The organism is Streptomyces yaizuensis, from assembly GCF_034961445.1.
GTDB lineage: Bacteria > Actinomycetota > Actinomycetes > Streptomycetales > Streptomycetaceae > Streptomyces > Streptomyces yaizuensis.
Map to the genome: position 1 here is coordinate 488,973 of NZ_BSBI01000003.1, position 12,237 is coordinate 501,209.

At 69.3% G+C, this 12,237-nt stretch carries 13 protein-coding genes; all 13 read left to right on the plus strand.

Annotated elements, in window-relative coordinates:
• The first annotated feature begins 82 nt into the window (after positions 1 to 82).
• The 13 genes from SYYSPA8_RS10385 (at position 83) to atpA (ending at position 12,217) form a co-directional block, all read left to right on the plus strand.
• On the plus strand, positions 83 to 1,240 hold the full coding sequence (locus tag SYYSPA8_RS10385) for an LCP family protein (RefSeq protein ID WP_323446738.1): 1,158 nt from the start codon (positions 83 to 85) through the stop codon (positions 1,238 to 1,240).
• A 122-nt stretch (positions 1,241 to 1,362) separates the two neighbouring features.
• Complete coding sequence (gene rpmE / locus SYYSPA8_RS10390; RefSeq protein ID WP_323446739.1) at positions 1,363 to 1,584, plus strand: 50S ribosomal protein L31; 222 nt, start codon at positions 1,363 to 1,365, stop codon at positions 1,582 to 1,584.
• Positions 1,585 to 1,738: 154 nt separating this feature from the next.
• Entirely contained in the window at positions 1,739 to 2,818 is a 1,080-nt protein-coding gene (prfA, locus tag SYYSPA8_RS10395) for a peptide chain release factor 1 (protein WP_323446740.1), read from the plus strand.
• Between the two features lie 47 nt (positions 2,819 to 2,865).
• Positions 2,866 to 3,711, plus strand: coding sequence for a peptide chain release factor N(5)-glutamine methyltransferase (gene prmC / locus SYYSPA8_RS10400; RefSeq protein ID WP_323446741.1), 846 nt, complete (start codon positions 2,866 to 2,868; stop codon positions 3,709 to 3,711).
• Between the two features lie 250 nt (positions 3,712 to 3,961).
• Entirely contained in the window at positions 3,962 to 4,609 is a 648-nt protein-coding gene (locus SYYSPA8_RS10405) for an L-threonylcarbamoyladenylate synthase (protein ID WP_323446742.1), read from the plus strand.
• Complete coding sequence (locus tag SYYSPA8_RS10410; RefSeq protein WP_323446743.1) at positions 4,606 to 5,253, plus strand: arsenate reductase/protein-tyrosine-phosphatase family protein; 648 nt, start codon at positions 4,606 to 4,608, stop codon at positions 5,251 to 5,253. The genes SYYSPA8_RS10405 and SYYSPA8_RS10410 overlap by 4 nt, the downstream gene beginning before the upstream one ends.
• A gap of 374 nt (positions 5,254 to 5,627) precedes the next feature.
• A complete protein-coding gene (locus tag SYYSPA8_RS10415) occupies positions 5,628 to 6,983 on the plus strand; it encodes an MraY family glycosyltransferase (protein WP_323446744.1) in 1,356 nt (451 codons plus the stop codon).
• Between the two features lie 265 nt (positions 6,984 to 7,248).
• The gene (locus SYYSPA8_RS10420; protein ID WP_323446745.1) at positions 7,249 to 7,686 is read left to right on the plus strand and encodes a hypothetical protein; all 438 of its coding nucleotides are present in this window, start codon (positions 7,249 to 7,251) and stop codon (positions 7,684 to 7,686) included.
• A 228-nt stretch (positions 7,687 to 7,914) separates the two neighbouring features.
• Positions 7,915 to 8,727, plus strand: a complete 813-nt coding sequence (gene atpB / locus SYYSPA8_RS10425) for a F0F1 ATP synthase subunit A (RefSeq protein WP_323446746.1) — start codon at positions 7,915 to 7,917, stop codon at positions 8,725 to 8,727.
• A gap of 78 nt (positions 8,728 to 8,805) precedes the next feature.
• On the plus strand, positions 8,806 to 9,048 hold the full coding sequence (atpE, locus tag SYYSPA8_RS10430) for an ATP synthase F0 subunit C (protein WP_323446747.1): 243 nt from the start codon (positions 8,806 to 8,808) through the stop codon (positions 9,046 to 9,048).
• Between the two features lie 41 nt (positions 9,049 to 9,089).
• Complete coding sequence (locus SYYSPA8_RS10435) at positions 9,090 to 9,635, plus strand: F0F1 ATP synthase subunit B (protein ID WP_323446748.1); 546 nt, start codon at positions 9,090 to 9,092, stop codon at positions 9,633 to 9,635.
• A complete protein-coding gene (locus SYYSPA8_RS10440) occupies positions 9,632 to 10,447 on the plus strand; it encodes a F0F1 ATP synthase subunit delta (RefSeq protein WP_323446749.1) in 816 nt (271 codons plus the stop codon). Before SYYSPA8_RS10435 ends, SYYSPA8_RS10440 begins: the two co-directional genes overlap by 4 nt.
• A gap of 171 nt (positions 10,448 to 10,618) precedes the next feature.
• Positions 10,619 to 12,217, plus strand: coding sequence for a F0F1 ATP synthase subunit alpha (gene atpA, locus SYYSPA8_RS10445; RefSeq protein WP_323446750.1), 1,599 nt, complete (start codon positions 10,619 to 10,621; stop codon positions 12,215 to 12,217).
• The last annotated feature ends 20 nt before the right edge of the window (positions 12,218 to 12,237 follow it).

Genomic DNA, 12,237 nt, shown 5'->3' on the forward strand with positions numbered 1-12,237 from the left:
AGCAAAAATTGACAGGGTGGGCCTACCGCTCCTGATCGGTGCGACAAGGGGAAGCGGCCACACGGACGGGACCGAGGAGACCATGGGCGAGCAGAGCAGCAGCGGCGGCCGAATAGGCGGCAGCCGTGGCCGGCGGCGCAAGGGGCCGTCCACGGGCCGCAGAGCGGGCCGGTTCGCCACCTGGTCCCTGGTCGGGGCGCTGCTCGCCGGGGGCGCCGGAGCGGGGTACGTCTATCTCAAGCTGGACGGCAACCTCGACGGCATCGACATCAACGCCCGGCTCGGCACCGACCGGCCCGACGACGTCGACAACGGGTCCCTCGACATCCTGCTCCTCGGCTCCGACTCCCGGGCCGGCGAGAACGCCGGATACGGCGGCGACGAGGAGGGCGCCCGCGCCGACACCGCGATGGTGGTCCACCTGCACGAGGGCCGGAAGAAGGCCAGCGTCGTCTCCATCCCGCGCGACACCCTCATCACCCGCCCGGAGTGCCTGGACGCGGACGACCGGACGGTCCCGTCGCAGAACCGTGTCATGTTCAACACCGCGTACGAGGTCGGCGGCCCCGCCTGCGCCGTGAAGACCGTCGAGCGGATGTCCGGCATCCGCATGGACCACTACATCGAGGTCGACTTCACCGGCTTCAAGAAGCTCGTCGACGCCCTCGGCGGGGTGGAGATCACCACCGACAAGCCGATCAAGGACACGAAGAGCCGTCTCGACCTCGCCCCCGGCACCCACACCCTCGACGGCGAGCAGTCGCTCGGCCTCGTCCGTACCCGCAAGAGCGTCGGGGACGGCAGCGACCTGGGCCGCATCCAGCTCCAGCAGGCCTTCATGAAGGCCTTCATCGGCCAGGTCCAGGAGGTCGGCGTGCTCACCAACCCCGCCAAGCTCCTCGACATCGCCGACACCGCCACGAAGGCGATCACCCCCGACTCCGAGCTGGACTCCATCGGCGAGCTGACCGGCCTGGCCAGGGGGCTCAGCGGGCTCGACGCCAAGGACGTGGACATGGTGACCATGCCCGTCGAGTACGACCCCATCGACCCCAACCGCGTCATCCCGCTCCGGGGCGCCGCCCAGCAGGTGTGGTCCGCGCTCGCCCTGGACCGGCCGATCCCGCCCGCCGCGCTGGAGGACTCCGCGGGCGACAAGGGCGACGCCGGCTCGGTCGTACGGGACGGCACCGCCCCCGCCCGGCAGCAGCGGGCGGCCGGCGGCGGGGCCGGGGAATAGCACGGAGGTCACCCCGGTTTTGGGAGATACGGCCGGTCCTGGCAGACTGGTACGTCGGCCCCGGTTCACGCGCAGGCAATCCGCCCCCGCGACCCGGCGCCCTCCCGAACCTAGGAGACACCTTGAAGCGCGACATCCACCCCGAGTACGTCGAGACGCAGGTCAGCTGCACCTGTGGCGCGTCGTTCACCACCCGTAGCACCATCGGCAGCGGCTCCATCCGTGCCGAGGTCTGCTCCGAGTGCCACCCGTTCTACACGGGCAAGCAGAAGATCCTCGACACCGGTGGCCGTGTGGCCCGCTTCGAGGCCCGCTTCGGCAAGGCCGCCGGCTCCAAGAAGTAGCGAGCCAACTGCGCCGGTCCACGGCTGCCCCCACGGGGTGCGGCCGGGACCGGCGCTTTGCCGTCCCGCCAGCAGAAGCTGGGGTTCCGGGGCCCCAGGCGGTCCGGCGTCCAGCCGTCCCGCGGAAAACCTCGTACGACACAGGAGCCATTCGATGTTCGAGGCGGTCGAGGATCTGATCGGTGAGCACGCCGATCTGGAGAAGCAGCTCGCCGACCCTTCCGTCCACGCCGATCAGGCGAACGCGCGGAAGCTCAGCAAGCGCTATGCCGAACTGACGCCGATCGTCGGCACCTACCGCTCCTGGAAGTCGACCGGTGAGGACATCGACACCGCGCGTGAGCTGGCGGCCGACGACCCGGACTTCGCGGCCGAGGTCAAGGAGCTGGAGCAGCGGCGCCACGAGCTGACGGAGAAGCTGCGGCTGCTCCTGGTCCCGCGCGACCCCAGCGACGACAAGGACGTCATCCTGGAGGTCAAGGCCGGAGCGGGCGGCGACGAGTCCGCGCTCTTCGCCGGCGACCTCCTGCGGATGTATCTGCGGTACGCCGAGCGCGTCGGCTGGAAGACCGAGATCATCAACTCCACCGAGTCCGAGCTGGGCGGCTACAAGGACGTCCAGGTCGCGGTGAAGACCAAGGGCGGCCAGGGCGCCACCGAGCCCGGCCAGGGCGTCTGGGCCCGGCTGAAGTACGAGGGCGGGGTGCACCGCGTGCAGCGCGTGCCCGCGACCGAGTCCCAGGGCCGGATCCACACCTCCGCCGCCGGTGTCCTCGTGACCCCCGAGGCCGAGGAGATCGACGTCGAGATCAACGCCAACGATCTGCGGATCGACGTCTACCGCTCCTCCGGGCCCGGCGGCCAGTCCGTCAACACGACCGACTCCGCCGTGCGGATCACCCATCTGCCGACCGGTGTCGTCGCCTCCTGCCAGAACGAGAAGAGCCAGCTCCAGAACAAGGAGCAGGCCATGCGCATCCTGCGGTCGCGGCTGCTCGCCGCCGCCCAGGAGGAGGCCGAGAAGAACGCGGCGGACGCCCGCCGCAGCCAGGTCCGCACCGTGGACCGGTCCGAGAAGATCCGTACGTACAACTTCCCCGAGAACCGTCTTTCGGACCACCGGGTGGGTTTCAAGGCGTACAACTTGGACCAGGTGCTCGACGGCGATCTCGACGCCGTCATCCAGGCGTGCGTGGACGCGGACTCGGCCGCCAAGCTGGCCGCCGCCCAGTGACCACAGTCCCGCGCAGCAACTGACGTACGAACCCGGGTGGAGGACCAGTGAACCTGCTGCTTGCCGAGGTGGCCCAGGCCACCCAGCGGCTGGCCGACGCCGGCGTGCCGTCCCCGCGTTTCGACGCGGAGGAACTGGCCGCGTTCGTCCACGGGGTGAAGCGGGGGGAGCTGCACACCGTCAAGGACGCGGACTTCGACGCCCGCTACTGGGAGGCCGTCGCCCGCCGCGAGGCGCGTGAACCGCTCCAGCACATCACCGGGCGGGCCTTCTTCCGCTATCTGGAGCTCCAGGTCGGCCCCGGTGTCTTCGTGCCCCGCCCGGAGACCGAGTCCGTCGTCGGCTGGGCCATAGACGCGGTACGCGCCATGGACGTCGTCGAACCCCTGATCGTGGACCTGTGCACCGGCTCGGGGGCCATCGCCCTCGCCATGGCGCAGGAGGTGCCCAGGTCCCGGGTGCACGCCGTCGAACTCTCCGACGACGCGCTGGAATGGACCCGCAAGAACGCCCAGGGCTCCCGGGTCACCGTCCACCAGGGCAACGCCCTGACCGCGCTGCCGGAGCTGGACGGCCAGGTCGACCTGGTGATCTCCAACCCGCCGTACATCCCGCTCACCGAGTGGGAGTACGTGGCGCCCGAGGCCCGTGACCACGACCCCGGGATGGCGCTCTTCTCCGGCGAGGACGGCCTCGACACCATCCGCGGCATCGAGCGCACCGCCCACCGGCTGCTGCGGCCCGGCGGCCTCGTCGTGATCGAGCACGCCGACACCCAGGGCGGCCAGGTCCCGTGGATCTTCAACGAGGAGTCCGGCTGGGCGGACGCCGCCGACCACCCGGACCTGAACAACCGCCCCCGCTTCGCGACGGCCCGCAAGGCGACCCCCTGATGTCCCCGCACACCCCGACCGACGGCTCCGCGAGCGACCGGAACACCTCCGCGATTGACCCGAACGGGCGCACCCGCTGCGAACGATCCCCCCGCCTCGGTACGGTGCCCCCCTTCGCGAGTGATCCGACGCCTTCGCGCTTCGGCGGTGCGCCGGAGGCGAACCGGGCCCGCAGACAGGGCGGGCACGATCGACGCACGCTCGGGCGCCCCGGAGGGGAACCGAGCACAAAGATGAGGGAGGCCCACTGATGGCTCGGCGATACGACTGCAACGACGCGAGCGACCGCGCCACCGGCCTGCGTGAGGCCGTGTCGGCGGTACGCCGTGGTGAGCTGGTCGTGCTGCCCACCGACACCGTGTACGGCGTCGGCGCGGATGCCTTCAGTTCCGAGGCGGTGGCCGATCTGCTGGAGGCCAAGGGCCGGGGCCGGAACATGCCCACCCCTGTGCTCATCGGTTCCCCGAACACCCTGCACGGCCTGGTCACGGACTTCTCGGAGTCGGCGTGGGAGCTGGTCGACGCCTTCTGGCCGGGCGCGCTCACCGTGGTCGCCCGCCACCAGCCCTCGCTCCAGTGGGACCTGGGGGACACCCGGGGCACGGTCGCGGTCCGGATGCCGCTGCATCCGGTGGCGATCGAGCTGCTGATGGCGGTCGGCCCGATGGCGGTGTCGTCGGCGAACCTCACCGGACACCGTTCGCCGGAGGACTGCGACGCGGCCCAGGAGATGCTGGGCGACTCGGTGTCGGTCTACCTCGACGGCGGGCCGACCCCGGGCATCGTGCCGTCCTCGATCGTCGATGTGACGGGTGAGGTGCCGGTCCTGCTGCGTGCGGGCGCGCTCGACGCGGAGGAGCTGCGCAAGGTCGTACCCGACCTTGAGGTGGCCCCTTGATCGCCCCTGAGGGGCGTGGCATAGGCGCGGATGCCGTCGGCGACACGTTCAGAATCCTCCATGTCAGCACCGGCAATGTCTGCCGTTCGCCGATCACCGAGCGATTGACCCGCCAGGCCCTGGTCGACCGGCTCGGCGACCCGGTGACCTGCGGGCTGATCGTGGAGAGCGCGGGCACCTGGGGGCACGAGGGTGCCCCGATGGAGGCGAACGCGGAGGTCGTGCTCGCCGATTTCGGCGCGGACGCGAGCGGCTTCGTGGGGCGGGAGCTGCTGGACGAGCATGTGATCCGGGCGGATCTGGTGCTGACGGCGACGCGGGACCACCGGGCCCAGGTCATCTCGATGGGGCATTCGGCGGGGCTGCGGACGTTCACGCTGAAGGAGTTCACGCGGCTGGTGCGCGCGATCGACCCCGCGACCCTGCCCGACCCCCGGGACGAGGGCGTCGTGGAGCGTGCGCGCGCCCTGGTGCGGGCGGCGGCGGCGCTGCGCGGGTGGCTGCTCGCCCCGGATCAGGACGCGGACGAGGTGCACGATCCGTACGGAGCGCCGATCACGTTCTTCCGTTCGATCGGTGACGAGATCAACCAGGCGCTCGACCCGGTGCTGACCGCGATGACGGGGACGTCGGCCGAGCGCTGACGGCCCGGCGCCCGGGCCCCCGCGTTCACCACTGGGCGGGACCGCCCGTGAGCGGGCCGGCGCGCACTCCGGGGCCCGATCACGCGCCTGTGGGCCGCGCCGCCGTCCTGGCGGCCTCTACGGCCCTTCCCGGCCCTTCCGGGCCCTGCCTGGGGCGGGCGCAGGGGAGGAATGGTGGAAGCGGGGAGGGTCCGTGCCCGCGCCCGTGATCTTGCCGGTAGATTTCCGCCGTACCCGTGGCGGACGCTGTCGGCGCAACCACAGCGCGCCCGCGGGTGTCCTCACTCATGTCCTCACCCGGGTGGCCGTCGCGGCTAGGGTGTGGGGATTGAGATGGAGATTCAGATGGCCGGCGATTCCTGTGGGGCGAGTCCGTGCGTGATTATTTGCTGACGCTCTGTGTCACGGCCGCGGTGACCTTTCTGCTCACCGGGCCCGTGCGGAAGTTCGCCATCGCGACCGGCGCGATGCCCGAGATCCGCGCACGTGATGTGCACCGGGAACCGACTCCGCGGCTCGGTGGCATCGCCATGTTCTTCGGCATGTGCGCGGGCCTCCTCGTCGCCGACCACCTCACCAATCTGCGCAGCGTCTTCGAATGGTCGAACGAGCCGCGCGCCCTGCTCTCCGGCGCCGCCCTGATCTGGATCATCGGGGTCCTGGACGACAAGTTCGAGATCGACGCCCTGATCAAGCTGGGCGGGCAGATGATCGCCGCCGGCGTGATGGTGATGCAGGGTCTGACGATCCTGTGGATCCCGGTCCCCGGCGTCGGCATGGTGACGCTCACTGACTGGCAGGGCACCCTGCTCACCGTGGCCCTGGTGGTGATCACCATCAATGCCGTGAACTTCGTGGACGGGCTCGACGGCCTCGCCGCGGGCATGGTCTGCATCGCGGCGGCCGCGTTCTTCCTCTACGCGTACCGGATCTGGGTCGGCAACGGAATTCAGGCCGCCGCCCCGGCGACGCTTTTCACCGCCATTCTCATCGGAATGTGCCTGGGCTTCCTGCTGCACAATATGCATCCCGCGCGGATCTTCATGGGTGACTCGGGGTCGATGCTGATCGGTCTGGTGCTCGCCGCCTCGGCGATCTCCATCACCGGCAATGTCGACATGGACGCCATGCGGATCTTCGCGCAGGACGGTTCCGCGCAGACCGCGCACGCGGCCCTGCCGGTCTTCATCCCGCTGCTGCTGCCGTTGACGATCATCGCGATTCCGCTGGCCGACCTGGTGCTGGCGATCGTCCGCCGGACCTGGAACGGGCAGTCGCCGTTCGCCGCGGACCGGGGGCATCTGCACCACCGGCTGCTCCAGATCGGTCACTCGCACAGCCGAGCGGTGCTGATCATGTATTTCTGGTCCGCGCTGTTCGCGTTCGGCGTGGTGGGGTACTCGGTGAATTCCACCGCGCTGTGGATCGTGATGGTGATCGCGGGGCTGAGCGCGCTGGGTCTCGTCCTGTTGCTGCTGCCCCGGTTCACCCCGCGCGCGCCGCGCTGGGCGGAGCGGTTCGTGCCGCCGCGCTACCGGCGCCCCGGGCCCGCTGTGGAGGCCGCCGGGGCCCCGGGGTCCCCGGAGCCCGCCGAGGGCGCGGACGGGCCCCGTGGGGCCGATGGGGCCGCCGTGAAGGCGGCTCCGCTCCCGCCGGGCGTCAACGGGGCGACGGCGGTGGGCGCCCGTTCGCGTCTGCCGGAACGGCGCAAGGCCGGCACTCCCGGGTGACGATCGGCCCTTTCCGGGGCGATGACCGCATTCCGCTGCATGATCTCTGCACACACGCGCGCGTTCGCTCTCATGTGTGATAGTTGGCACACACCTGGGTAAAGGTCTCTTCAAATAGTTTGTGATACGGTTCACGAGAACCGGCGACAGCGCTGAAGGACCGTAGTGCGACGGTCATTTGGCCCCGAGGACCCGACTCGGATCCGGATTACGCTCGTCCATGACGACACACCACTGCCATTTCCCAGGAAGCGGAGCTGCCGCCATGCCGTCCAACGACGTCCGCACACTCCTTCAAACCGCCGTACCCACAGCCGCCACCGGCCTTGTAGCCGCCGTGGTGAGCGCCGTGGTGGCCGGCGGCAAGGGTGCGCTCGGGGCCGTCGTCGGCACCGTGGTGGTCATCGGCTTCATGGGGATCGGCATGTTCGTCCTCCAGCGGACCGCGAAGTCACTCCCGCACCTGTTCCAGGCCATGGGGCTGATGCTCTACATGGCGCAGCTGCTGCTGCTCTTCATGCTGATGGCCCTGCTCAAGGACACCAGCGCGTTCGACTTCAAGGCCTTCGCCTTCACGCTGCTCGCGGCGACGATCGTCTGGGTCGCGGCGCAGGCGCGCGGCTTCATGAAGGCCAAGATCGTGTATGTCGAACCCGAGTCCTCGAAGGGCGAGAAGCCCCAGAAGGCGGGCTCGTCCTCGTGAAGGGTAGGGGCGGTATAAAGAGCCGTTCGCGATCCTGCTATCGTCCGGTGCCAACTACTGCGGCACAGCGGGCGCGGGCATCTGAGCTGACGCCTGCTCATTCGCGAGGCTCCATGCCCGCCAGCCGCCCTCACATCCGAAACACCAGTCCAGTGCCGAACCGCGGCCGTGCGCCGCGCCGACACAACGAGGTTGCCGTACCCATGCGCCACGCTGAAGGAGCCCGCGGTGAGTGCTGACCCCCAGATGCTCGCCTTCGACCCGAACTGTCAGCTCTTCTCCGGGTGCGGGTTCCCAGCTCCGGGCCTGCACACGTTCCTGTATGAGCCGATCTTCACGGTCAACGGCTTTGAGTTCACCAAGCCGATGCTGCTGGCCTTCATCAGCTCGATCCTCGTCGTCGGCTTCTTCTGGGCCGCTTTCGGCAAGGCGAAGCTGGTCCCCGGCAAGCTCCAGATGGTCGGTGAGGCCGGGTACGACTTCGTCCGCCGCGGCGTCGTCTACGAGATCATCGGCAAGAAGGACGGCGAAAAATACGTCCCGCTGATGGTGTCGCTGTTCTTCTTCGTGTGGATCCTGAATCTCTGGTCGATCATTCCGCTCGCCCAGTTCCCGGTCACGTCACTGATCGCCTTCCCTGCGGGTCTGGCACTGGTCGTCTACGTCACCTGGGTCACGCTCACCTTCAAGAAGCACGGCTTCGCAGGTGCCTGGAAGAACATCCTCGGCTACGACAAGAACCTGGGGCCGATCCTCCCCCTGGTGATGGTGCTGGAGTTCTTCTCCAACCTGATCATCCGCCCCTTCACGCACGCGGTCCGGCTGTTCGCGAACATGTTCGCCGGCCACATGCTGATCGTGATGTTCTCGCTGGCCACCTGGTACCTGATGAGCGGTATCGGCATCGCCTACGCCGGCGCCTCGTTCGTGATGGTCATGGTTGTGATCGTCTTCGAGCTCTTCATCCAGGCCGTCCAGGCGTACGTCTTCGTCCTCCTGGCCTCCAGCTACATCCAGGGCGCGCTCTCCGAGCACCACTGAGCCTCCCCTCCCCTCCAGATCCGCAGTCGTCCGGTGGCCAACCCCCACCGGGACATTGAAAGAGAAGGAAGAACCGGCATGTCCGCTCTCCAGACCCTCGCCGCCGAGAACGCCGTCTCCGGCAACGTCAACGCTGTCGGCTACGGCCTCGCCGCCATCGGCCCCGGCATCGGCGTCGGCATCATCTTCGGTAACGGCACCCAGGCCCTCGCCCGTCAGCCCGAGGCGGCCGGCCTGATCCGTACCAACCAGATCATGGGTTTCGCCTTCTGTGAGGCGCTCGCCCTCATCGGCATCGTCATGGGCTTCGTCTTCCAGTAAGCCGACCGACAGCCCTATCTCTTTTCACGGAAGGCACTGATGTGATCGCTCAGCTCACTATCGCGGCAGCGGAGGAGCAGCCTCCTCTCATTCCGCATCTGGACGAGCTCATCGTCGGCCTGATCGCGTTCGCCATCGTCTTCTTCTTCCTTGCGAAGAAGCTCCTCCCGAACATCAACAAGGTTCTGGAAGAGCGTCGGGAAGCCATCGAGGGCGGTATGGAGAAGGCCGAGGAGGCGAAGACCGAGGCCGAGAGCGTCCTGGAGCAGTACAAGGCGCAGCTCGCCGAGGCCCGCCACGAGGCCGCCCGACTCCGCCAGGAGGCGACCGAGCAGGGTACCGCGATCATCGCGGAGATGAAGGCCGAGGGCCAGCGGCAGCGTGAGGAGATCATCGCGGCCGGTCACGCCCAGATCGAGGCCGACCGCAAGGCCGCGTCCGCCGCGCTCCGCCAGGACGTCGGCAAGCTGGCGACCGACCTCGCGGGCAAGCTGGTGGGCGAGTCCCTGGAGGACCACGCCCGGCAGAGCCGGACCATCGACCGTTTCCTCGACGACCTTGAGCAGAAGGCCGAGGCCGCCCGATGAACGGAGCGAGCCGCGAGGCGCTGGCCACCGCGCGTGAGTCCCTCGACGCACTGACCGACAACACCTCGGTCGACGCGGCGAAGCTCGCCGAGGAGCTGGCCGCCGTCACCGCGCTGCTCGACCGCGAGGTCTCCCTGCGTCGGGTCCTGACCGACCCGGCGCAGCCCGGTGAGGCCAAGGCCGAGCTGACCGGTCGACTGCTGGCCGGCCAGGTGGGCGGCGAGAGCGCCGACCTGGTCTCCGGCATGGTCCGGTCCCGCTGGTCGGGCTCCCGCGACCTGGTCGACAGCCTGGAGGAGCTGGCGAACACCGCCGAGCTCACCGCCGCCCAGCGGGCGGGCGCCCTCGACAACGTCGAGGACGAGCTGTTCCGCTTCGGCCGGATCGTGGACTCCAACAAGGACCTGCGGGCCGCGCTGACCGACAAGGCGGCGGGCAAGGCCGCCAAGGCGGAGCTGCTGCGCGGTCTGCTCGGCGGCAAGGCCGAACCGGTCACCGAGCGGCTGGTCGTCCGGCTGGTCACCGCGCCCCGGGGACGTAGCCTGGAAGGGGGCCTGGAGGCCCTGTCCAAGCTCGCCGCCGCGCGCCGGGACCGGATGGTCGCCATCGTCACCTCGGCGGTCCCCCTCAGCGACCAGCAGAAGCAGCGCCTCGGCGCCGCGCTGGCCGCGCTGTACGGCCGCCAGATGCACCTGAACCTGGACGTCGACCCCACGGTCGTCGGCGGGATCTCGGTACGCGTCGGCGACGAGCTGATCAACGGCACGGTCGCGGAGCGTCTGGACGACGCCACGCGGCGGATGGCCGGCTGACCACGGGAGGCGCCGGCTCCGGCCGGCGACCGAACAACCGCTTCACACGAAGCACCGAGTAGTACCAGCGGCCCGGTTGGGCCGTGCAGAGATTGCAGAAGATTCCTGGGGGTCGGCCCCCAGACCCCCAGTAAGAAACTTCGGGCCCAACAAGGAGAGCAGGGAACCCAGATGGCGGAGCTCACGATCCGGCCGGAGGAGATCCGGGACGCGCTGGAGAACTTTGTCCAGTCGTACAAGCCGGACGCGGCCTCGCGCGAGGAAGTCGGCACGGTCAGCGTGGCCGGCGACGGCATCGCCAAGGTCGAGGGTCTTCCCTCGGCCATGGCGAACGAGCTGCTGCGGTTCGAGGACGGGACGCTCGGTCTCGCCCTGAACCTGGAGGAGCGCGAGATCGGCGCGATCATCCTCGGCGAGTTCAGCGGCATCGAGGAAGGCCAGTCGGTCAGCCGTACGGGCGAGGTGCTGTCGGTCGCCGTGGGCGAGGGCTACCTCGGCCGCGTCGTCGACCCGCTCGGCAACCCGATCGACGGTCTCGGCGAGATCGAGACCTCGGGCCGCCGCGCCCTGGAGCTGCAGGCCCCCACGGTCATGCAGCGCAAGTCGGTCCACGAGCCGATGGAGACCGGCTACAAGGCCGTCGACGCGATGACCCCGATCGGCCGTGGCCAGCGTCAGCTGATCATCGGTGACCGCCAGACCGGCAAGACCGCCCTGGCCGTCGACACGATCATCAACCAGCGCGACAACTGGCGCTCCGGCGACGTGAACAAGCAGGTCCGCTGCATCTACGTCGCCATCGGCCAGAAGGGCTCCACCATCGCGTCCGTGCGCGGCGCGCTGGAGGAGGCCGGCGCCCTGGAGTACACGACCATCGTCGCCGCCCCGGCGTCCGACCCGGCGGGCTTCAAGTACCTCGCCCCGTACACCGGCTCGGCCATCGGCCAGCAGTGGATGTACGAGGGCAAGCACGTCCTGATCATCTTCGACGACCTGTCGAAGCAGGCCGACGCCTACCGCGCCGTGTCGCTGCTGCTGCGCCGCCCGCCGGGCCGTGAGGCCTACCCGGGTGACGTCTTCTACCTGCACTCCCGTCTGCTGGAGCGCTGCGCGAAGCTCTCCGACAGCATGGGCGCGGGTTCGATGACCGGTCTGCCGATCGTCGAGACGAAGGCCAACGACGTCTCGGCGTTCATCCCGACCAACGTCATCTCCATCACCGACGGCCAGTGCTTCCTGGAGTCCGACCTGTTCAACGCCGGTCAGCGCCCGGCCCTGAACGTCGGTATCTCGGTCTCCCGTGTCGGTGGCTCCGCCCAGCACAAGGCGATGCGCCAGGTCTCCGGCCGTCTTCGCGTGGACCTCGCCCAGTACCGCGAGCTGGAGGCGTTCGCCGCCTTCGGTTCCGACCTGGACGCCGCGTCGAAGTCCGCCCTGGAGCGCGGCAAGCGCATGGTCGAGCTGCTGAAGCAGGCGCAGTACCAGCCGATGCGCACCGAGGACCAGGTCGTCTCCGTGTGGGCCGGCACCACCGGCAAGATGGACGACGTCCCGGTCCAGGACATCCGCCGCTTCGAGCGCGAGCTGCTGGAGTACCTGCACCGCGACGAGGCCGGTCTGATGGCCTCGATCCGCGACGGCGCCAAGATGTCGGACGACACGCTGACCAAGGTCGCGGACTCCATCGCCGCGTTCAAGAAGCAGTTCGAGACGCACGACGGCAAGCTGCTCGGCGAGGACGCCCCGGCCACCGTCAACGTCTCGAAGTGACGACGGAAGGGACCTGACTC

Bases quoted from the DNA above. Each gene is read 5' to 3' on its own strand.
- SYYSPA8_RS10385 (WP_323446738.1), top strand. From the start codon at position 83: ATGGGCGAGCAGAGCAGCAGCGGCGGCCGAATAGGCGGCAGCCGTGGC.
- prfA (WP_323446740.1), top strand. From the start codon at position 1,739: ATGTTCGAGGCGGTCGAGGATCTGATCGGTGAGCACGCCGATCTGGAG.
- SYYSPA8_RS10405 (WP_323446742.1), top strand. From the start codon at position 3,962: ATGGCTCGGCGATACGACTGCAACGACGCGAGCGACCGCGCCACCGGC.
- SYYSPA8_RS10420 (WP_323446745.1), top strand. From the start codon at position 7,249: ATGCCGTCCAACGACGTCCGCACACTCCTTCAAACCGCCGTACCCACA.
- atpE (WP_323446747.1), top strand. From the start codon at position 8,806: ATGTCCGCTCTCCAGACCCTCGCCGCCGAGAACGCCGTCTCCGGCAAC.
- SYYSPA8_RS10440 (WP_323446749.1), top strand. From the start codon at position 9,632: ATGAACGGAGCGAGCCGCGAGGCGCTGGCCACCGCGCGTGAGTCCCTC.
- atpA (WP_323446750.1), top strand. From the start codon at position 10,619: ATGGCGGAGCTCACGATCCGGCCGGAGGAGATCCGGGACGCGCTGGAG.